General features: G+C 53.3%; 19 protein-coding genes. 7 read left to right on the top strand and 12 right to left on the bottom strand.

All coding sequences use genetic code 11. The features are described 5' to 3' along the window. The coding region (locus tag IPZ49_RS23065; RefSeq protein WP_141394140.1) for a hypothetical protein at positions 1 to 241 on the top strand (241 nt) is incomplete at its 5' end. Positions 242 to 244: 3 nt separating this feature from the next. Here the strand turns inward: IPZ49_RS23065 and asnB are convergent. The 5 genes from asnB to nagB form a co-directional block, all read right to left on the bottom strand. Further along, the gene (gene asnB, locus IPZ49_RS02930) at positions 245 to 1,909 is read right to left on the bottom strand and encodes an asparagine synthase B (protein WP_015571128.1); all 1,665 of its coding nucleotides are present in this window, start codon (positions 1,907 to 1,909) and stop codon (positions 245 to 247) included. Between the two features lie 250 nt (positions 1,910 to 2,159). After that, positions 2,160 to 2,912 (bottom strand): ribonucleotide monophosphatase NagD, encoded by a 753-nt coding sequence (nagD, locus tag IPZ49_RS02925; protein WP_003858667.1) that lies wholly within the window; start codon positions 2,910 to 2,912, stop codon positions 2,160 to 2,162. A 45-nt stretch (positions 2,913 to 2,957) separates the two neighbouring features. Next, on the bottom strand, positions 2,958 to 4,178 hold the full coding sequence (locus IPZ49_RS02920; RefSeq protein WP_022647442.1) for an N-acetylglucosamine repressor: 1,221 nt from the start codon (positions 4,176 to 4,178) through the stop codon (positions 2,958 to 2,960). A gap of 8 nt (positions 4,179 to 4,186) precedes the next feature. Beyond that, positions 4,187 to 5,335 carry an N-acetylglucosamine-6-phosphate deacetylase gene (gene nagA / locus IPZ49_RS02915; RefSeq protein ID WP_023299598.1) on the bottom strand — a complete coding sequence of 383 codons (1,149 nt, stop codon included), beginning with the start codon at positions 5,333 to 5,335 and terminating at the stop codon, positions 4,187 to 4,189. Between the two features lie 54 nt (positions 5,336 to 5,389). Beyond that, positions 5,390 to 6,190, bottom strand: a complete 801-nt coding sequence (nagB, locus tag IPZ49_RS02910) for a glucosamine-6-phosphate deaminase (RefSeq protein WP_003858663.1) — start codon at positions 6,188 to 6,190, stop codon at positions 5,390 to 5,392. 325 nt (positions 6,191 to 6,515) lie between these two features. Between nagB and nagE the strand changes: the two genes are divergently transcribed. From nagE to chiQ, 4 genes are all read left to right on the top strand, one after another. Continuing rightward, positions 6,516 to 8,465, top strand: a complete 1,950-nt coding sequence (nagE, locus tag IPZ49_RS02905) for a PTS N-acetyl glucosamine transporter subunit IIABC (RefSeq protein ID WP_022647444.1) — start codon at positions 6,516 to 6,518, stop codon at positions 8,463 to 8,465. Between the two features lie 169 nt (positions 8,466 to 8,634). Continuing rightward, a complete protein-coding gene (glnS, locus tag IPZ49_RS02900; protein ID WP_063146888.1) occupies positions 8,635 to 10,302 on the top strand; it encodes a glutamine--tRNA ligase in 1,668 nt (555 codons plus the stop codon). 447 nt (positions 10,303 to 10,749) lie between these two features. Beyond that, positions 10,750 to 12,147: a chitoporin gene (chiP, locus tag IPZ49_RS02895; protein ID WP_017694280.1), complete on the top strand. Its 1,398-nt coding sequence runs from the start codon at positions 10,750 to 10,752 to the stop codon at positions 12,145 to 12,147. A gap of 47 nt (positions 12,148 to 12,194) precedes the next feature. Continuing rightward, positions 12,195 to 12,521: a ChiQ/YbfN family lipoprotein gene (chiQ, locus tag IPZ49_RS02890; RefSeq protein ID WP_032621829.1), complete on the top strand. Its 327-nt coding sequence runs from the start codon at positions 12,195 to 12,197 to the stop codon at positions 12,519 to 12,521. Between the two features lie 92 nt (positions 12,522 to 12,613). Here chiQ and fur read toward each other — a convergent pair whose 3' ends face one another. The 4 genes from fur to ybfF form a co-directional block, all read right to left on the bottom strand. Continuing rightward, positions 12,614 to 13,060 carry a ferric iron uptake transcriptional regulator gene (gene fur / locus IPZ49_RS02885; protein ID WP_003858655.1) on the bottom strand — a complete coding sequence of 149 codons (447 nt, stop codon included), beginning with the start codon at positions 13,058 to 13,060 and terminating at the stop codon, positions 12,614 to 12,616. A gap of 291 nt (positions 13,061 to 13,351) precedes the next feature. Then, complete coding sequence (gene fldA / locus IPZ49_RS02880) at positions 13,352 to 13,882, bottom strand: flavodoxin FldA (protein ID WP_003858653.1); 531 nt, start codon at positions 13,880 to 13,882, stop codon at positions 13,352 to 13,354. Positions 13,883 to 14,037: 155 nt separating this feature from the next. Then, complete coding sequence (ybfE, locus tag IPZ49_RS02875) at positions 14,038 to 14,325, bottom strand: LexA regulated protein (protein ID WP_003858652.1); 288 nt, start codon at positions 14,323 to 14,325, stop codon at positions 14,038 to 14,040. 128 nt (positions 14,326 to 14,453) lie between these two features. After that, on the bottom strand, positions 14,454 to 15,227 hold the full coding sequence (ybfF, locus tag IPZ49_RS02870; RefSeq protein WP_022647446.1) for an esterase: 774 nt from the start codon (positions 15,225 to 15,227) through the stop codon (positions 14,454 to 14,456). Between the two features lie 183 nt (positions 15,228 to 15,410). Between ybfF and seqA the strand changes: the two genes are divergently transcribed. Both seqA and pgm read left to right on the top strand, forming a co-directional pair. After that, a complete protein-coding gene (seqA, locus tag IPZ49_RS02865) occupies positions 15,411 to 15,956 on the top strand; it encodes a replication initiation negative regulator SeqA (protein WP_003858650.1) in 546 nt (181 codons plus the stop codon). 24 nt (positions 15,957 to 15,980) lie between these two features. After that, complete coding sequence (gene pgm / locus IPZ49_RS02860; protein WP_063146887.1) at positions 15,981 to 17,621, top strand: phosphoglucomutase (alpha-D-glucose-1,6-bisphosphate-dependent); 1,641 nt, start codon at positions 15,981 to 15,983, stop codon at positions 17,619 to 17,621. Between the two features lie 110 nt (positions 17,622 to 17,731). Here pgm and potE read toward each other — a convergent pair whose 3' ends face one another. From potE to speFL, 3 genes are all read right to left on the bottom strand, one after another. After that, the gene (gene potE / locus IPZ49_RS02855; RefSeq protein WP_022647448.1) at positions 17,732 to 19,045 is read right to left on the bottom strand and encodes a putrescine-ornithine antiporter; all 1,314 of its coding nucleotides are present in this window, start codon (positions 19,043 to 19,045) and stop codon (positions 17,732 to 17,734) included. After that, positions 19,042 to 21,240 carry an ornithine decarboxylase SpeF gene (gene speF, locus IPZ49_RS02850; protein WP_063146886.1) on the bottom strand — a complete coding sequence of 733 codons (2,199 nt, stop codon included), beginning with the start codon at positions 21,238 to 21,240 and terminating at the stop codon, positions 19,042 to 19,044. Before speF ends, potE begins: the two co-directional genes overlap by 4 nt. A 254-nt stretch (positions 21,241 to 21,494) precedes the next feature. Then, positions 21,495 to 21,599 carry a leader peptide SpeFL gene (gene speFL / locus IPZ49_RS02845; RefSeq protein ID WP_003858645.1) on the bottom strand — a complete coding sequence of 35 codons (105 nt, stop codon included), beginning with the start codon at positions 21,597 to 21,599 and terminating at the stop codon, positions 21,495 to 21,497. Between the last annotated feature and the right edge of the window lie 208 nt (positions 21,600 to 21,807).

Here is a 21,807-nt window from a genome sequence, read left to right as displayed (position 1 = left end):
CCAACTGAGCTACGTAGCCATCTTTTTTTCGCGTTACCTTATCGGCGTTGCGGGGCGCATTATGCGTATAGACCCTTGCAGCGTCAACACCTTTTTCAATGAAAATAGCCGGAATGTGACTGTTTGGTTAGGTTGCGAACAGCGAGGCCGAATATTCGACAATTATTGGTTATTAATCGATTTTATGCGGGGAAAAGAGAGGCAAAAAAATCAGGCCCCGGAGGGCCTGATGATACTCTGAACATTATTTATAGGCAGACTGGTGAACGCCCACTGCGCGTCCTGACGGATCGTTCATGGCTTTGAAGGATTCATCCCATTCAATGGCTTTAGCAGAAGAGCAGGCGACCGATGGACCACCCGGTACGCACTCGGCTGCACTTGGAACCGGGAACAGCTCCTCAAAGATCTCACGGTACAAATACGCTTCTTTCGAGGCTGGCGTGTTGTACGGGAAGCGGAAGCTCGCAGTTTCCAGTTGTTGATCAGAAACCTGTTTTGCCGCCACCTCTTTCAGGGTGTCGATCCAGCTGTAACCTACGCCATCGGAGAACTGCTCTTTCTGACGCCACGCCACGCTCGCCGGCAGGTAGGATTCAAAACATTCACGCAGGATATGTTTCTCCATTTTGCCGTTGCCGCACATTTTGTCCTGCGGGTTGATGCGCATCGCCACATCGAGGAATTTCTTATCGAGGAACGGCACGCGGGCTTCCACACCCCAGGCGGACATCGCTTTGTTGGCGCGCGCGCAGTCAAACATGTGCAGCGCCTGTAGCTTACGCACCGTTTCTTCATGCAGCTCTTTGGCGTTTGGCGCTTTGTGGAAATAGAGGTAACCGCCAAACACTTCGTCAGAACCTTCGCCGGAGAGCACCATCTTGATGCCCATCGCTTTGATCTTACGCGACATCAAATACATCGGCGTGGAGGCGCGAATGGTGGTCACATCATAGGTTTCAATGTGATAGATCACATCGCGGATCGCATCCAGACCTTCCTGTACGGTGAAGTGAATTTCATGGTGCACCGTGCCGAGATGGTTCGCCACTTCCTGGGCGGCTTTCAGGTCAGGTGCCCCTTCCAGACCCACGGCAAAGGAGTGCAGCTGCGGCCACCAGGCTTCAGAGCGCTCCTGATCTTCCACACGACGTGCGGCGAATTTCTTGGTGATCGCGGAGATCACGGAGGAGTCCAGACCGCCGGAGAGCAGTACGCCGTAGGGTACGTCTGACATCAGGTGGCTTTTCACTGACTCCTCTAGTGCCTGACGCAGTTCGGCTTTATCCGTCACGTTGTCTTTCACCGCTTCATAATCAAACCAGTCGCGCTGGTAGTACGGGCGGATCTCGCCGTCTTTACTCCACAGGTAGCTACCTGCCGGGAACTCTTTGATGGTGCGGCACACCGGTACCAGGGCTTTCATCTCTGAGGCAACGTAGAAGTTACCGTGTTCATCGTGTCCCATGTACAGCGGGATAATACCAATATGGTCGCGGCCAATCAGGTAAGCGTCTTTTTCGCTGTCGTACAGCGCGAAGGCGAACATACCTTGCAGGTCGTCGAGGAACTCCGGGCCTTTCTCCTGATACAACGCCAGGATCACTTCGCAGTCTGAGCCTGTCTGAAACGCGTAGCGATCGCCGTACTCAGCGCGCAGCGCCTGATGGTTGTAAATTTCACCGTTAACAGCCAGCGCGTGCGTTTTTTTCTCGTTATACAGCGGCTGTGCGCCAGCGTTGACATCAACAATGGAAAGACGTTCGTGAGCCAGAATCGCTTTATCGCTGGCGTAAACGCCTGACCAGTCCGGACCGCGATGGCGCATCAGGCGGGACAATTCGAGTGCTTTTTTACGCAGTTCGCCCGCGTCAGTTTTAATATCCAGTACGCCAAAAATAGAACACATAACCTTCTCCGTTAACCCTGTTGCGTTGTGATGTTGCTTGCTTATGAAAATGCCGCAAAAAGGGGAGGGGGCGCAAGCGTTTTACCGATGAAAACGTAAAAAGTGCAATGGCAATTGCCGAATCTTAAAAAAAGAGTATGCATTAAGCCATTCTATTGATGATTTCTCAATGGAGAGCTGATTTCGTTAGATGAAGTGATATTTTCAGGCAGCAGAAATGAAAAACCACGCCCTGGGGCGTGGTTCTGAATCAAATAACGTCGATTTCGTCGACAGAGGGGTAAATCCAGCTTGGCCGGAACGGCATCGTATCAATGTCATCAAGCTGTGAAACGCCAGAAAGCACCAGGATGGTTTCAAGCCCGGCCTGGAAGCCGGCCAAAATATCGGTGCGCAGGTTGTCGCCAACAATGACGGTTTCTTCTGAGTGTGCCTGCATCGTATTCAGTGCAGCGCGGATGATCCACGGGCTCGGTTTGCCGACAACAAACGGCTTACGGCCTGAGATTTTTTCGATACCGGCGCACAGCGCACCGCAGGCGGGATAAAAACCACGACCATGCGTATCCGGGTTAGTGGCGATAAAACGTGCACCATTGGCGACAAAGTAGGCTGCTTTATGCATCATCTCCCAGTTAAAGGAGCGCGTTTCGCCCACGATGACAAAGTCCGGATTCACGTCGGTGATGGTGAAGCCCGCTTTATACAGCTCGTGGATCAGCGCGCCTTCGCCAACCACGTAGGCTTTTTTGCCTTCCTGACGCTTCAGGAAATCCGCGGTCGCCATCGCAGAGGTATAAAACACGCTGTCCGGGACATTGACGCCCGCGGTAGCAAAGCGATTTGCCAGATCCTGACCAGTCTGTGAAGGGTAGTTCGTGAGAAGAACCAGTGGCATTCCTTTGTCGATGATGCGGTGAAGAAACTCCGCAGCACCTGGCACGGCAACGTTGTCGTGCATCAGCACGCCGTCGATATCACAAATTACATTCTTAATGGTCATGGACAATCCGACATCAAAAAAAGAAGGCGTTACTATAAGGTCCGATCAGGATTCCAGCAAATGTTGCAGCAGGATCCCGTTGAGCATGGCACGTTTTACCAGGGCGAATGCGCCAATTGCCGAGCGGTGATCGAGCGTAGATCGCACCACCGGCAAATTCTGGCGAAATGCCTTCAGCGCCTGGGTATTGATGCAGCCTTCAATGGCAGGCAGTAATACTTTTTCGGCTTCAACGATCTCGCCGGCGATCACCACTTTTTGCGGATTAAACAGGTTGATGGCAATGGCGATGGTCTTACCCAGGTGGCGTCCTACCTGTTCGATCACTTCGCAGGCCAGCGCATCGCCTTTGTTTGCCGCTTTGCAGATGGCACCGATCTTACAGTCGCCCAGCGTGACGCGGCTCTGATAACCCTGCTCCAGCAGGTGGCGGACGCGATGTTCAATGGCGGCATTGGCGGCAACGGTTTCAAGACAGCCAAAGTTACCGCAGTGGCAGCGCTCGCCTAGCGGTTCCACCTGGATATGACCGATCTCGCCTACGTTACCGTTACGACCAATAAAAATGCGGCCATTAGAGATGATACCCGCACCTGTACCACGGTGAACGCGCACCAGAATAGAGTCTTCGCAGTCCTGGCTCGCACCAAAGTAGTGCTCCGCCAGCGCCAGCGAGCGGATATCGTGACCAACAAAGCAGGTCAGCTTGAAGCGTTTTTCCAGCGCCTCAACCAGCCCCCAGTTCTCTACTTTAATATGCGGCATGTAGCGAATAACGCCGCTTTCCGGGTCAACCAGACCGGGTAAAATCACCGAGATGGCGATGAGTTCACGGATCTTGCGCTGACAGCTTTCGATAAACTGCGCGATAGTATTCAGTAACGCGTGTTCGAGCGTCTCCTGCGTGCGCTCAGGAAGGGGGTAGTGCTCTTCGGCAATTGCCTTGCTGCTCAGATCGTAGAGCGTAAGCGTGGTGTCATGACGGCCTAAGCGAACGCCAATGGCCTGAAAATTGCGGGTTTCAGTGACGATGGAAATCGCGCGGCGGCCGCCGGTGGAGGCCTGCTGATCCACTTCTTTGATCAGGCCGCGCTCAATAAGCTGACGTGTAATTTTTGTCACGCTGGCGGGAGCAAGCTGGCTTTGTTCGGCTATCTGAATGCGTGAGATTGGCCCGTGCTGGTCAATCAGGCGATAAACTGCCGCGCTGTTAAGTTGTTTAACGAGATCGACATTACCGATTTGAGCTTGTCCGCCTGGTGTCATACTTTTACTTACTCAGTGACGACCTCGTTACCATTAACGATGGTCTTAATAATTTTATAATCGTGTGTGAACGCCGTCAGGTTTGCAACCATACCTGGCGCAATACCGCCGAGCTGTTTATCGACGCCAATAGCGCGCGCCGGATAAAGCGTGGCCATGCGCAGCACTTCCTCAAGCGCAATGCCGCAATGTTCAACGAGGTTACGTACCCCTTCGATCATCGTCAGAGAAGAACCGCTCAGCGTGCCGTTCTCATCCACACACAGTCCATTCCGGTAGTATATTGTTTTACCAGCAAAAATGAACTGGTCAATATTCGCTCCTGCCGGAGCGGTAGCATCCGTGACCAGGCAGAGCTTGTCGCCTTTAAGGCGCTTGGCGTTGCGGATGTTGGTGTAATCGACATGCAAGCCGTCGGCGATAATGCCGCAGTAGACGTCTGGTTCATCCAGAATTGCGCCAACCAGTCCCGGTTCGCGACCGGTAATATACGGCATCGCGTTATAAAGGTGTGTGGCAAATGTAATACCTGCGCGGAAACCGGCCTTCGCCTCTTTAAGCGTCGCGTTCGAATGGCCCGCAGATACCACAATCCCGGCGGCGGCCAGTTTGCTGATAACGTCCGTGCCGGTCATTTCCGGTGCCAGCGTCACTTTAGTGATCACATCGGCATTGGCGCACATGTAATCCACCAGCTCGGCATCCGGTTTGCGCACGTAGTTCGGGTTATGGGTGCCTTTCTTGACCATATTCAGCCATGGTCCTTCCAGGTGCAGACCCAGCGCCTGATTCGGATGTTTTGCCAGGTATTCACGCATGACGCGGATACCCTGTTTCATCAGGTCATCGCTGCTGGTAATCAGCGTTGGCAGATAGCTGGTGCAGCCCGATTTCTCGTTGGCGTTTTGCATGATTTCCAGCGTTTCAACCGTTACCGCCTCTGCGGTATCGTTAAACTGGACACCGCCGCAGCCGTTAAGCTGTACGTCGATGAAACCGGGGGAGATTACTGCTCCATTGAGGGAACGTTGTTCGATCTCCGGCGGCAGTTCCGCCAGCGGGCAAACACGTTCAATCAGGCCATTGGCGATTACAATCGCATGGTCATCCAGAATTTCATGGCCGGTATAAATCCGACCGTGGGTTAAAGCGTACATATCGACCCCCGGTTAAAAAAGCGACCGCCCCTGATAAAAGAGGCGGTTATTCAATTACAGACCTTTAATGTTCTCAGCTTCCAGCTCGTTGAAGTATTTCAGCGTTTTCACTTTCAGCTCCATGGTGGACGGTTCGTCACACACGACAACCGCTTTTGGATGCAACTGTAAGCAGCTGATCGTCCACATATGGTTCACGTTGCCTTCAACGGCAGCCTGAAGCGCCTGCGCTTTCACTGCGCCCAGCACCAGAATCATCACTTCTTCGGCATCCAGCAGTGTACCCACACCCACGGTCAGCGCGTATTTAGGCACCTGATTGACGTCGCCGTCAAAGAAGCGGGAGTTAGCCACACGCGTGTCATGGGTCAACGTTTTAATACGGGTACGGGAAGCCAGTGAAGATGCCGGTTCGTTGAACGCGATATGACCATCGTTGCCTACGCCGCCCATAAACAGGTGGATTTTACCGTAGGAACGGATTTTTTCTTCATACTGACGGCATTCTGCGTCAATATCAGGCGCGTTTCCATTCAGCAGGTTAATGTTTTCAGCCGGAATATCAACGTGATCGAAGAAATTACGGTGCATAAAGCTGTGGTAACTTTCCGGATGTTCCTTTGGCAGGCCGACATATTCGTCCATGTTGAAGGTCACAACATGTTTAAAGCTAACCTGGCCCGCTTTGTGCATTTCAACCAAAGCCTTATACGCGGTCAGGGGAGTACCACCGGTTGGAAGACCGAGTACGAAAGGACGATCGGCTGTTGGTTTGAACGCGTTGATGCGGTTAACGATATGACGAGCAGCCCATTTTCCGACTTGTTCAGCTGTTGCCAGGGGAATCAGTCTCATTATTCACCTCTAAAGTTTAAGTAAAAGTGGGCGGATGATTAGTGCAACCTGAACTAAGCGTAACCTGGAACCTTTCAGGCCGGATCAATCCGTCTTGATTTTTTGAATGATAAAATAAGTTTTCATGGTTAGCCAGTGAAAGGGAGGGTTTAATACGATATTTGGTGACAATAATCACAAAAAATAGGTGTTTAATTTGCGATACGAATTAATTTTTCACACACTCACACTGCCAGTGAATCATCAACAGTATCTATCGTTCGTGACACAATAAAAACATAGTTTATGCGCGAGTCTTAACAAAGGGTCTCGTAGGGGGAATAGGATGAATATTTTAGGTTTTTTCCAGCGCCTCGGTAGGGCTTTGCAGCTCCCTATCGCCGTGCTACCGGTTGCAGCATTGCTGCTGCGATTCGGGCAACCCGATCTTCTTAATGTGCCGTTTATTGCCCAGGCAGGCGGCGCCATTTTTGACAACCTTGCGCTGATTTTCGCCATCGGCGTGGCGTCAAGCTGGTCAAAAGACAGCGCCGGTGCAGCGGCACTGGCAGGGGCGGTAGGTTACTTCATCCTCACGAAAGCGATGGTAACCATCAACCCGGAAATCAACATGGGTGTACTGGCGGGTATCATTACCGGTCTGGTCGGTGGCGCCGTGTACAACCGCTGGGCGGGTATCAAACTGCCTGACTTCCTGAGCTTCTTCGGCGGTAAACGTTTTGTGCCGATTGCGACGGGCTTTTTCTGTCTGATCCTCGCCGCCATCTTTGGCTACGTTTGGCCACCGGTTCAGCATGCTATCCATGCGGGTGGCGAGTGGATCGTGTCTGCGGGCGCAATGGGCGCGGGCATCTTCGGTTTCATTAACCGTCTGCTGATCCCAACCGGTCTGCATCAGGTACTGAACACCATCGCCTGGTTCCAGATTGGTGAGTTCACCAACGCGGCTGGCGCGGTATTCCACGGTGATATCAACCGCTTCTACGCAGGTGACGGCACCGCGGGCATGTTCATGTCCGGCTTCTTCCCAATCATGATGTTTGGTCTGCCTGGCGCCGCGCTGGCAATGTACCTGGCTGCGCCGAAAGCGCGTCGCCCAATGGTTGGCGGGATGCTGCTGTCCGTTGCGATCACCGCCTTCCTGACCGGCGTGACCGAGCCACTGGAATTCCTGTTCATGTTCCTGGCTCCGCTGCTGTATCTGATGCACGCGATCCTGACCGGTATCAGCCTGTTCGTTGCCACCCTTCTGGGTATCCATGCAGGCTTCTCCTTCTCCGCAGGCGCTATCGACTATGTGTTGATGTACAACCTGCCGGCGGCAAGCAGCAACGTCTGGATGCTGGTGGTGATGGGCCTGATCTTCTTCGTTATCTACTTCGTTCTGTTCAGCGCAGTTATTCGTATGTTTAACCTGAAGACGCCGGGCCGCGAAGATACGAAAGATGATGTTGTGACCAGTGAAGCCAACAGCAATACCGAAGAGGGTTTAACCCAGCTGGCAACCAGCTATATTGCCGCTGTGGGTGGCACCGACAACCTGAAAGCGATCGATGCCTGTATTACCCGTCTGCGTCTGACCGTGGGCGACTCCGCGCGCGTGAGCGATGCAATGTGCAAACGCCTTGGTGCGTCTGGTGTGGTGAAGCTGAACAAACAAACCATCCAGGTTATCGTGGGTGCGAAAGCCGAATCTATCGGCGATGAAATGAAAAAAGTGGTTGCCCGTGGGCCGGTCGCTGCCGCCTCAACGGATAACGCGCCAGTAGCTGACGCGCCGGTTGCAAAACCGCAGGCTGTGCCAAATGCGGTGACCATCGCTGCGCTGGTTTCTCCGGTGACAGGTGACGTTGTTGCGCTTGAGCAGGTGCCTGACGAAGCGTTCGCCAGCAAAGCGGTCGGTGATGGCGTGGCGGTGAAACCAACGGACAAAACCGTGGTCTCTCCGGCAGCCGGTACTATCGTGAAAATCTTCAACACCAACCACGCGTTCTGCCTGGAAACGGAAAAAGGCGCGGAGATCGTTGTCCATATGGGTATCGATACCGTTGCGCTGAACGGTCAGGGCTTTACTCGCCTGGTGGAAGAGGGCGCTGAAGTGGCGGCAGGCCAGCCGATTCTGGAAATGGATCTGGAGTTCCTGAACGCCAACGCGCGCTCCATGATAAGCCCGGTAGTGTGCAGCAACATCGACGACTTCAGCGGTCTGGTGATCCAGGCGCAGGGGCAGGTAGTTGCAGGCCAAACGCCACTGTATGAGATTAAAGGCAAGTAATCGCTCCTGAGTAGAGTTATGCCTTTAGCGGCGGGGGATATCCTCCGCCGCTTTTTTTTGCAGCAATTGCCCCCATTATTTTCTTCCGGGACGTTTTAAGGGTTGTCACTACGTCCGGCTTATAAGATCATATGCCGTTATACGTTGTTTACGCTTTGAGGAATCCACGATGAGTGAGGCAGAAGCCCGCCCGAGTAACTTTATTCGTCAGATCATCGATGAAGATCTGGCCAGTGGTAAGCACACCACAGTCCACACGCGTTTCCCGCCGGAGCCAAATGGCTACCTGCACATTGGTCACGCCAAATCGATCTGCCTGAACTTTGGTATTGCGCAAGACTACCAGGGGCAGTGCAACCTGCGTTTCGATGACACCAACCCAGTAAAAGAAGACATCGAATACGTTGAGTCGATTAAAAACGACGTGCAATGGCTGGGCTTCAACTGGTCAGGCGATATCTGCTACTCCTCAGACTATTTCGATCAGCTGTATGCCTATGCGGTTGAACTGATTAACAAGGGTCTGGCATACGTCGACGAGCTCTCTGCTGACGAAATCCGTGAATACCGCGGTACGCTGACTCAGCCCGGTAAGAACAGTCCGTTCCGCGATCGTAGCGTGGAAGAGAACCTGGCGCTGTTTGAAAAAATGCGTGCCGGTGGCTTTGAAGAAGGTAAAGCGTGTCTGCGTGCCAAAATCGATATGGCGTCTCCGTTCATCGTGATGCGCGATCCGGTGCTGTACCGCATTAAGTACGCAGAACACCACCAGACCGGTAACAAGTGGTGCATCTACCCGATGTACGACTTCACCCACTGCATCAGCGATGCGCTGGAAGGCATTACGCACTCTCTGTGCACGCTGGAATTCCAGGACAACCGTCGTCTGTACGACTGGGTGCTGGATAACATCACCATTCCTGTGCATCCGCGTCAGTACGAGTTCTCTCGTCTGAACCTGGAATACACCGTGATGTCCAAGCGTAAGCTGAACCTGCTGGTCACTGACAAGCACGTTGAAGGCTGGGACGACCCACGTATGCCGACCATTTCTGGCCTGCGACGTCGTGGCTACACCTCTGCGTCCATTCGTGAGTTCTGCAAACGTATCGGCGTCACCAAGCAGGACAACACCATCGAAATGGCGTCTCTGGAATCCTGCATTCGTGAAGACCTGAACGAAAACGCGCCGCGCGCGATGGCGGTGATCGATCCAGTGAAACTGGTTATTGAAAACTATCCGCAGGGCGGGAGCGAACTGGTCTCTATGCCTAATCATCCGAACAAACCGGAAATGGGCACCCGCGACGTGCCGTTCAGCGGTGAAATCTGGATCGATCGTGCCGACTTCCGCGAAGAAGCGAACAAGCAGTACAAGCGTCTGGTGCTGGGCAAAGAAGTACGTCTGCGTAACGCCTATGTAATCAAAGCCGAGCGCGTAGAGAAAGATGCGGAAGGTAACATCACGACCATCTTCTGTACGTACGACGCAGAAACGCTGAGCAAAGATCCGGCGGATGGCCGTAAAGTGAAAGGTGTAATCCACTGGGTGAGCGCGCAGCATGCGCTGCCGGTTGAGATCCGTCTCTACGACCGTCTGTTCAGCGTGCCTAACCCAGGCGCAGCGGAAGACTTCCTGGCGGTTATTAACCCTGAGTCGCTGATTATCAAGCAGGGGTATGCCGAGCCGTCTCTGAAAGTCGCTGAAGCCGGTAAAGCGTTCCAGTTCGAACGTGAGGGTTATTTCTGCCTGGACAGTCGTTACAGCACGGCAGAAAAACCGGTATTTAACCGTACCGTGGGTCTGCGTGATACCTGGACTAAGATCGGCGAATAATAACGCTGCTCTGGTCAATGAGAAACAAACGCCGCGTAATGCGGCGTTTTTTTATTTAACGATCATGTCGTTAAGCATCGGGATAATCTTTTAAAGCCAACATTCCAGGTCAATGTGGTGCTACTTATTTTATTTAAAAAAAGTTTGTTGTTTTCCAAAAACAAAAACGCTGAAAAATATATTCTCAATCTCAATGTTACTTACTGAAAATTAGCATATTCCCCCGCCAGTACTCGCTTCACGGTAAATGTTACAAAGCACTACGAAATATGTGCTCTTCGTCATAATCCTGACTTTTGCCTGATTAAAAGCATTGATAATTCGCGTCGCGAAAAATAACCTAAAGACGGTAGTTAATTCGAGGGTATTTCTGACTACCCCTGACCATTTGGTCTTTTCTGTTTTTCGCCGTTTAAGGCGTTTTAATTCGTCAAAGAGGAATAATCTATGCGTACGTTCAGTGGCAAACGTAGTGCGCTGGCGCTGGCTATCGCCGGTGTGACAGCAATGTCGGGCCTGGTGGTTGCGCCAGAGGCAAAAGCAGCAGGTTTCATTGAAGATTCCACCCTTACGGGCGGTATTTATTACTGGCAACGTGAGCGTGACCGTAAAGACGTCACTGAAGATAAATACAAAACTAACCTTTCTCACTCGACCTGGAACGCCAACCTGGATTTCCAGTCGGGATATGCCGCCGATATGTTCGGGATCGATATTGCAGCGTTCACCGCAATTGAAATGGCCGAAAATGGCGACAGCGGCCATCCGAACGAAATTGCGTTCTCCTCCAGCAATAAAGCTTACGACGAAGACTGGTCCGGCGATAAAAGCGGAATCAGCCTGTATAAAGCGGCTGCAAAATTCAAATATGGCCCGGTCTGGGCGCGTGGTGGTTATATCCAGCCAACCGGTCAGACGCTGTTAGCGCCGCACTGGAGCTTTATGCCAGGTACCTATCAGGGCGCGGAAGCCGGTGCTAATTTTGACTACGGCGATGCGGGGGCGTTGAGCTTCTCCTATATGTGGACCAACGAGTACAAAGCGCCGTGGCACATTGAGATGGACAAGTTCTATCAAAACGATAAAAAAACCAAAGTTGATTATCTCCACTCGCTGGGGGCGAAGTACGACTTCAAAAACGATCTGGTGCTGGAAGCGGCTTTTGGTCAGGCTGAAGGTTATATCGATCAGTACTTTGCTAAAGCCAGCTACAAATTTGATATCGCAGGTAGCCCGCTGAGCACCAGCTATCAGTTCTACGGTACGCGCGACAAGGTCAGCGATGGCAGCGTAAATGATATTTATGACGGCACCGCGTGGTTACAGGCGCTGACCTTCGGCTACAAGGTGGGTCAGGTTGATTTGCGTCTGGAGGGTACATGGGTGAAGGCAGAAGGGCAGCAGGGCTACTTCCTGCAACGTATGACGCCAACCTACGCCTCTTCCAATGGTCGTCTGGATATCTGGTGGGATAACCGCTCTGACTTCAACGCCGACGGCGAAAAGGCGGTCTTCTTCGGCGCAATGTATGACCTGAAGAACTGGAACCTGCCTGGCTGGGCAGTGGGTGCGTCCTACGCGTACGCCTGGGACGCGAAGCCAGCGGATATGGCTACGCCAGACGCCTACTACGATCCGAACTACCGTCTGAAAGAGTCTTCATACAGTCTGGATGCGATTTATACCCTGCAGGAGGGTCGTGCGAAAGGCACGATGTTCAAACTGCACTTCACCCAGTATGACAACCACTCCGATATCCCGAGCTACGCGGGCGGTTACGGCAACATCTTCCAGGATGAGCGCGACGTGAAATTTATGGTCATTGCGCCATTTACCATCTTCTGATGAATGCTGCGGCGGGCTGTGTCCCGCCGTTATGGAGACTGAACATGATGAAAAAAAGGGTAATCGTTGCGCTGCTGGCATTCGGGCTGGTGGCGTGCGCGCAGGATCAGGCGCCGAAAGAAGACTCCCGTCTTAAAGAGGCCTACAGCGCGTGCATCAATACCGCACAAGGTTCACCTGAGAAGATTGAAGCCTGTCAAAGCGTGCTGAACGTGCTGAAAAAAGACAAAGCCCATGAGCAATTCGCCACGCAGGAAAACGTTCGCGTGATGGATTACCAGGCCTGCATTCAGGCGCGTAAAACCGGTAACGATCAGGAAGTGGCGAAGCGTTGCGATAAGATATGGGACGAGATTCGCAATAACAATAAATAAGTTGCTTTACGCCCGGTAGCGCTGCGCTTACCGGGCTTTTTCCAGGCAAAAAAAAGCCAACCTCACGGCTGGCTCAGAGTATGAACACTGACTTATTTTGCGTCGTGCGCATGTTCATTTTCGCGGCAATCCCCTTCAGCACAGTGACCGTACAGGTACAGGCTGTGGTTGGTCAGGCGGATGCCATGACGGGCGGCGATTTCACGCTGGCGTGATTCAATGGAATCATCACTAAATTCAATGACCTTGCCACAGTCGAGGCAGATCAGGTGATCATGGTGGTGCTGCTGAGTCAGCTCGAACACGGATTTACCGCCTTCGAAATTATGACGAGTAACAATGCCCGCGTCATCAAACTGGTTCAGCACACGATAGACGGTTGCCAGCCCAATCTCTTCACCCATATCGATAAGACGCTTATAAAGGTCTTCCGCACTGACATGGTGATTGTCTGGCCCCTGAAGCACTTCAAGGATTTTTAACCGAGGAAGCGTTACTTTCAGGCCAGCTTTCTTTAATGCGGTATTGTTGTCAGTCATGCGGAATCTGTCCTGTTGCTAAACGATTCACTTCAAAAGAAGAAGTGACAGAAAATGCACTTGGGATAATGCGTCTCATTATAGAACTGCCATGGCTAAATGAAAACTGCAAGTCTCAAGCAAAGTATGCTTATAAAAACGTGGTATCACCAACAAACTTGTTCGATGGCACCCACTTTTTACCAGGGGGATATTGTACAGGTCTGGACGAAAAAGTTAAAAGTTTGTAGCAATTAATTTAATCGGTTTTACCTGGACAACGGGCGCAACCGGAGTTGCGCCGCAGGGATATCAGGCGTTAAGGATATCGTCCAGGTTCAGTTCTTCACGAACCTGCTTAACCCATTTTTCTACACGCTCTGCGGTCAGCTCTGGCTGACGGTCTTCATCAATGGCAAGGCCAACGAAGTGATCGTCATCTGCCAGACCTTTGGAAGCTTCAAAGTGGTAACCCGCTGTTGGCCAGTGACCAACGATCGCCGCACCGCGCGGCTCAATGATGTCGCGAATAGTGCCCAGCGCATCACAGAAATACTCAGCGTAGTCTTCCTGATCGCCACAGCCAAACAGGGCAACCAGCTTGCCGTTGAAGTCGACTTCTTCCAGCGTCGGGAAGAAATCGTCCCAGTCACACTGTGCTTCACCGTAGTACCAGGTCGGGATGCCCAGCAGCAGGATGTCATAGCCCTCGAGATCTTCTTTGCTGCTCTTGGCGATGTCATGCACATCAGCAACGTCTTTACCGAGCTGTTTTTGAATGTTTTTTGCGATATTTTCAGTATTGCCGGTATCACTGCCAAAGAAAATGCCGATGATTGCCATGAGTAAAATAACCTCTTGAAACTTAATGGTATGGTGGCGCAAATTGTCCACGGATAAGGGCAATAATAGCAGAACTGGCAACCCTGCGGAAACAGCTATCACGCAGGACTGCACTCTGTGCTACATGAAAAAGGTAATATTGGGGATTTTCTGACTCACGCCTTGCCGCGTAACGTCTCAAGCTGGGCGATCAGCATCTCTTCGATCAGTTCGCTGCGGCTGATGTTGCGCGCGTCAGCTAACTCGTTAAGCGCATCGACGGCATCGGCATTCAGCTTGAGTTCGACACGCTTAAGCCCACGATTTTTATCGCGTTTAAGCTGGTTGCGTTTATTGATACGCAGCTGTTCATCGCGCGAAAGCGGATTCGTTTTCGGTCGTCCCGGTCGACGCTCATTCGCGAACAGATCTAGTGTCGTACGGTCCGTTTGTTCTTTGGCCATGATTCTGAGACTTCGGGGGAAACACGCCGCCCTGCTAATGCCCGGGCGATAAGCGCGCCATCATACATCACCCAAATCCACACGCCAACGACTGGAAGCCCGTCGTCTTCCGGTCGCTGGCTTTTTAATCAATTCGCTGTATCAGTAAGATAGCGGCGAATGGCGCGCAGGACCGCATCCGGTTTTTCCGCGTGGACCCAGTGCCCGGCACCGGCGATGACGTGAGCGCGAGCCTGCGGAAATTGCGCCAGCAGCGTGTCACGGTACGCGTCAGTGACGTAAGGGGAGTTGCCACCGCGAATAAAGAGGGTAGGGTGCGGCCAGGCGGGGACATTTTCCCACCCCACAATATGCGAATACTGATCCCACAGTACCGGGACGTTAAAGCGCCATTGTCCGTCAACAAAGGATTTCAGCAGGAACTGGACCACGCCTTCTTCATCGAGATGCTCGCGCATAACGGCTGCCGCCTGCTGGCGTGTGGAGACGCCTGACTCTGTCACAGCATTGATCGCAGCGAAAATCTCATCGTGACGGCGAACGTCGTAATTGACGGGCGCAACGTCAATGACCACCAGACCGGAAATTCGCTCAGGGGCCAGCGCTGTAAGCGCCATCACCGCTTTACCGCCCATTGAATGCCCGATGAGCGTCGCTTTCTGGATATTATTCGCATCGAGGGTGTCACGCAGATCCTGCGCCATGGCTGCGTAGGTCATCTCCTCAGAGCGCCCTGAAAGACCGTGATTGCGCATATCAACCTGGAGGATCTCGTGATCGGTCACTAAATCGCGCGCCAGCACGCCCAGGTTATCCAGACTACCAAACAGGCCGTGAACCAGTACGATGGGAGAATTATTGTTCGGCGATTGTGCAGTTTGCGCTCGGGTATTCAATTTCATGGCAAAGTTCTTTTTTTAGGTTTGTCAGGTTAGGGTATCATGTTGACCATTCTGCCGCCCGGGGGCAAGGATCCAGTTTAATCTGACTTTTGCCGCCAACCTGGTTTGACGCTATCCGCTGTTGGGATTAGACCTTATAATCTCAACGACTTGTATTCAGATAAGATATCGCACTGGATTAAGATGAAAACAATCGAAGTTGATGACGAACTCTATCAGTATATTGCCAGCCAGACGCGGCATATTGGGGAGAGCGCGTCCGACATTTTACGGCGCATGCTTAAAATTTCCGCCGCCTCACAGCCCACTCCTGTCACTAAAGATGTCGTGTCTCAGCCGAGCGTTGTTGCACAAGTAAAACCTGCCGTCATGCCGGCAAAAGACAAAGTGCGCGCGATGCGCGAGCTGCTGCTGTCCGATGAATATGCAGAGCAGAAAAAGGCGGTTAACCGCTTTATGCTGGTGCTGTCTACACTTTATTCACTGGATAACAACGCATTTGCAGAAGCGACAGAGTCGCTGCACGGTCGCACGCGCGTTTACTTCGCAGGTGACGAGCAGACCCTGCTGCAAAATGGCAACCAAACCAAACCCAAACATGTTCCCGGTACGCCATACTGGGTGATCACCAATACCAATACGGGCCGCAAGTGCAGCATGATCGAACATATCATGCAGTCCATGCAGTTCCCGGCGGAATTGATCGAAAAGGTTTGCGGTACAATTTAACCCTTGCATCAGAAGGACCAGGCAATGGCAAATCACAGCCGTGCAGGACAACCTGCACAACAACGCGATTTGATTAACGTCGCTCAACTGACCGCGCAGTACTACGTGCTGAAGCCGGTGGTGGGCAACGCAGAACACGCAGTGAAGTTTGGTACATCTGGCCACCGCGGCAGCGCGGCGCGCCATAGCTTTAACGAACCGCACATTCTGGCCATTGCTCAGGCCATCGCGGAAGAGCGCGCCAAAAATGGCGTCACCGGTCCGTGCTATGTTGGGAAAGATACCCACGCCCTGTCTGAACCTGCCTTTATCTCCGTGCTGGAAGTACTGGCGGCAAACGGCGTAGACGTGATTGTTCAGGAGAACAACGGTTTCACGCCAACGCCTGCGGTTTCTAACGCTATTCTGGTACATAACAAAAAAGGTGGCGCGCAGGCGGACGGTATTGTGATCACCCCGTCCCACAACCCACCGGAAGATGGCGGCATCAAGTACAACCCACCTAACGGTGGCCCGGCGGATACCAACGTCACGAAAGTGGTGGAAGATCGCGCCAACGCGTTACTGGCTAACGGTCTGAACGGCGTGAAGCGCATCTCGCTGGATGAAGCCATGGTGTCCGGCCACGTGAAAGAGCAGGATCTGGTGCAGCCATTCGTGGAAGGGCTGGCGGATATCGTCGATATGGCCGCTATCCAGAAAGCCGGTCTGAAGCTGGGCGTGGATCCGCTGGGCGGCTCCGGTATTGAATACTGGAAACGCATTGCCGAGCACTACAAGCTGGATCTGACCATCGTGAACGATCACGTCGATCAGACCTTCCGCTTTATGCACCTGGACAAAGACGGCGCGATCCGTATGGACTGCTCCTCCGAATGCGCGATGGCGGGCCTGCTGGCGCTGCGCGACAAGTTCGACCTGGCGTTTGCCAACGACCCGGACTACGACCGTCACGGTATCGTCACCCCCGCTGGGCTGATGAACCCGAACCACTACCTGGCTGTTGCGATTAACTATCTCTTCCAGCATCGTCCGCAGTGGTGCAAAGAGGTTGCGGTGGGTAAAACGCTGGTCTCTTCCGCCATGATTGACCGTGTGGTCGATGCGCTGGGCCGCAAGCTGGTGGAAGTGCCGGTGGGCTTCAAGTGGTTTGTTGACGGTCTGCACGACGGCAGCTTCGGCTTTGGTGGTGAAGAGAGCGCGGGGGCATCCTTCCTGCGCTTCGACGGCACCCCATGGTCAACCGATAAAGACGGCATCATAATGTGCCTGCTGGCGGCGGAAATCACCGCGGTTACCGGTAAGAACCCGCAGGAACATTACAACGACCTGGCAGCACGCTTTGGTGCGCCAAGCTATAACCGTATTCAGGCTGGCGCGACCTCTGCTCAGAAAGCCGCTCTGTCCAAACTCTCTCCGGAGATGGTCAGCGCAAGCACCCTGGCAGGTGACCCGATCACCGCGCGTCTGACGGCGGCACCGGGTAACGGCGCATCCATCGGCGGCCTGAAAGTGATGACCGAAAACGGCTGGTTCGCCGCGCGTCCATCCGGTACGGAAGATGCGTACAAAATCTATTGCGAAAGCTTCCTCGGCGCTGAGCACCGCCAGCAGATTGAGAAAGAAGCGGTAGAGATTGTCAGCGAAGTGCTGAAAAACGCGTAAGTGGTGTCTGGTGCGGGCTGATGCCCTTACCCCGGCCCTCTCCCACAGGGAGAGGGAGAAAACATTAATCTCGTAGGCCCGGTAAGCGTTAGCGCCACCGGGCTTCTTTTTTAACTATGCTTATTCTTCAGTTCAAACCGTGGTGACACCAGACCGTACAGCGTCCAGCCCATAAAGGTCACCATCGCGCCATACAGCATCGCCTCCTGACCGGACGAGTAGAGCGCATAGAAGCTGTAAATCGCCCCAATCAGCGCCACGATATTGGCCGCCCGGGCTTTGCGCGGATCCACCTTCGCCACCTTCTGAATAATCACCAGTGCCGCCATCGACAGAATGTACGGAATGATGTTCGTCACCACCGCCAGGTTGACCAGTACATTAAACTGGCTGTTCAGTGACGGGCTGATGGTCATCAGCGACAAACCGCTCTGGAAAATCACAATCGCCAGCATACCCTGTACCGGCGCATCCGCTTTGGTGACGCGGGAGAAGATTTTCGGGAAATAACCTTCGTCAGCGGAGGATTTGAATACCTGGGCGATGGTGAACTGCCAGCCCAGCAGCGAGCCGCAGCAGGACATCACCATCAGTCCCATGATCACTTTCCCTACCTCTGGCGTAAACATCTGCGCAAACGCCAGCCCGAACGGCGCCGTGGAGTTGGCGAGATCCATGTTGGGCACAATTCCCGCAATCACGTTGGTTGAGACGATATAGATCACCGCCGCCCCCAGCGTCCCGCCGAGTACCGCGATCGGCACGTTCTTTTCCGGGTTTTCCACCACTTCCGCATTCGCACAGGCTGACTCCAGCCCGAGGAAAGCCCATAGCGTCATGGCGATGGACGATCCCACGGCGGTAAAGAACGGCACGTGGTGCGGGTTCCAGGAATTGGCGTACAGCGTCGGGCTGAACCAGAACCAGCCGATGATGCACAGACCGACTACCGGAATGATCACGCCCCAGACGGTGATGCTGCTTAGTTGTCCGGTGATGCGCGCGCCGCCAAAGTTGGCGACGGTGCAGATCCACAGCACGCCGATGGTCGCCAGCCCAATCTGCACCGGGGTCAGCGTCGCGCCAAACAGCTCCGTACCGTAACCCACTGCGGAGATGGCAATCGCCACGTTGGCGATCAGCAGCGACACCCCGTAGGTATAGTTGGCCATGAAGTTACCGGACTTACCAAACGCATATTCGGCATAGCCGCCCATGCCGCCAGACTTACGGCTGAACATCCCGCACTTGGCAAACGCCCACGCCAGCGCCATTGAGCCGACTGCCGTTACCAGCCAGGAGATAATCGAAATCGTCCCCACTTCAGCGAGCTTAGTAGGCAGCATGATGATCCCGGACCCCATCATATTCACCATGGTGAGGATAGTGAGTTGTACCACGCCCATCTTGTTGGACTTACTCATAATTTTTCTCCTTTCAGCAGAGACGGCTGAGCGGCGGGTTGTTTAATGACGTAGCAGCGCACCTGTTTGCGCCCGTCACACTCCTCGACGTAAACCCCCTGTAACTCCGGCGCAAAGCCCGGCAGCAGATTGATCCCGTCTTCCAGCGCGGCGAAATAGCGCAGCACGGAACCGCCCCAGACTTCCCCCGGAACCACGCACAACACCCCCGGTGGGTAAGGCAGCGCGCCTTCCGCGGCGATACGGCCTTCCGCGTCGCGCAGTGACACCAGCTCGACCTCACCGCGCAGATAGGCAAAGTTCGCCTCCTGCGGGTTCATCATGACGCGCGGGAAGTGAGACTTGCGGAACATCTCTTTCTGCAACTGCTTCACGTTATGGCGGGCGTAGAGATCGTGCATCTCCTGACAAATCTGACGCAGGGAATAATCCGCATAACGTTCCGGATGTTGCTTATAAAGAGAGGGCAGAACCTCTTTCAGCGGCACATCGCTCTGGAGCAGTTTTTCGAAGCGCACCAGCTGGGCGACGAGCTGCTGCAATTTGCCCATGTCCTCCGCCGGGGTGAGCAGGAACAGAATGGAATTGAGGTCGCATTTTTCCGGCACGATGCCGTTTTCACGCAGGAAGTTGGCGAGGATGGTGGCGGGCACGCCGAAATCATCATACTCGCCGGTGCGGGCGTTGATGCCTGGCGTGGTCAGCAGCAGTTTGCAGGGATCAATAAAATACTGATGCTCGGCATATCCCTCAAAGGCGTGCCAGCGTTCGCCCGGAACGAAATGGAAGAAGCGCAGATCGGTGGCGATCTCCGCCGTATCCCAGCTTTCCCACGGACGGCCATCCACCGTCTCCGGCACGAACGGGCGAATAAACTGACAGTTCTGAAGGATCAGTTTTCGCGCTTCGATACCCGTCACCACGCAGTCCATCCACATGTTGCGCCCACTTTGCCCCTCGTGCATGCGGGCGTTGATATCCAGGGCGGCAAACAGCGGATAAAACGGGCTGGTGGAGGCGTGCATCATAAAGGCGTTGTTGAGGCGCTTATGCGGAACATAGCGCGGCTGGCCTTTTATGTGGCTGTCCTTCTTATGAATTTGCGAGGTTTGCGAGAAGCCCGCCTGCTGCTTATGCACCGACTGGGTAACCAGAATGCCCGGATCGTTTTCGTTCAGCTCCAGCAGCAGCGGCGAGCAGTCGGCCATCATCGGGATAAACTGCTCGTAACCCACCCAGGCGGAGTCAAACAGGATGTAATCGCACAGGTGACCAATCTTATCCACCACCTGACGGGCGTTATAAATGGTACCGTCGTAGGTGCCCAGCTGGATCACCGCCAGACGGAAGGGACGTTCATCCCGCGCGCGGCCAGGCGCGACCTCTGACACCAGTTCCCGCAGGTAACTCTCGTCGAAACAGTGTGCGTCAATACCGCCGATAAACCCGTACGGGTTGCGGGCTGTTTCCAGATACACCGGCGTCGCTCCCGCCTGTAACAGTGCTCCGTGGTGATTAGATTTATGGTTATTGCGATCGAACAGCACCAGATCGCCTGGCGTGAGCAGGGCATTGAGCACCACCTTATTGGAAGAGGAGGTGCCGTTCAGCACGAAGTAGGTTTTATCCGCATTAAAGACTTTTGCCGCATGCTGTTGGGCGATGCATGGCGCACCTTCATGGATCAGCAGATCGCCCATTGCCACGTCGGCATTGCACAGATCTGCGCGGAAAAGCGTTTCGCCAAAGAAATCGACAAACTGGTTTCCGGCCGGATGGCGGCGGAAGAACTGACCTCCCTGATGTCCGGGGCAGTCAAACGCGCTGTTCCCCTGCTGGACGTAATCGACCAGCGCGCGGAAGAACGGCGGACGGAGCTGGGTTTCGTACTTCTGCGCAGCCGCTTCAAGCTGGCGTCCGTAGTACGCATTGCTGGTGTCGGAGTACTCAAAAACGCCGTGAATACGCGACAAAAATTCAGCCGGAACCCTTTCTTCTTTATGCGTGGCAATAAACACCGGAATACCGAATCCCGTGGCTTCTATTTCTTCTATGGCGCCATTGTAAATATCACTGACGGCCAGAACCACGGCTGCCACATCAATATAATCCGATGCGGTGATATCCACGATCTCCCGCGAAGTGGTAAAGCATTCAGGGCAGGCACGGCTGACGGCAATTTTTAACTTTTTCATCTTTATCTCTTTATTTCAGGCAATATGGGTCCCTCGACTTCTTGCGGTAAAGAAATCGATTTTTTCCGGAAAAAAAAGCAAAGCGTGTCCGCTGATACGAAATCAGTTAATTGCTTTTTGCTGAGTAGAATTCAGTCCGCCCGGTTGCGGAGAATCTGAATCACAAGGAATGAGCGCAGGTGTTCACAGGCAACAGCCTGTAAAATAGCGTTTTTCAGGATAACCTGTAAGCAGATGCGCCAGAAGTCGAAGGACTACCGGGCGTTAAAGAGATGAAAGTCAAAACAGTTTCGGTGGGCAAACATCATGATATGTGTTGTCCGCCTTATATGGGGCATTAAACGATTATTGTTTTCCATGTTCATTTTCCTTTCAGTAATTGAAAGCATGGTCATTTTATCCAGGAAAAAGGGATTAACTGTGAAACAGATCACCAATAACCGATCATTTCAGAAATAATTAGTCGTTTTGAGTGAATAACGCAGATCAAAATGCTGTTTTGTTGGTTTGGTGTTAAATTGGTGTTCTAATTATGTTTATTGAGGGCGAATATAGGCATGAAAATAA

The sequence above is a fragment of the Enterobacter cloacae complex sp. S2 genome (genome assembly GCF_015159675.1).
Taxonomy (GTDB): domain Bacteria; phylum Pseudomonadota; class Gammaproteobacteria; order Enterobacterales; family Enterobacteriaceae; genus Enterobacter; species Enterobacter intestinihominis.
The sequence above is the reverse complement of the archived record's forward strand: the minus strand, read 5'-3'. Positions and strand labels throughout refer to the sequence as shown.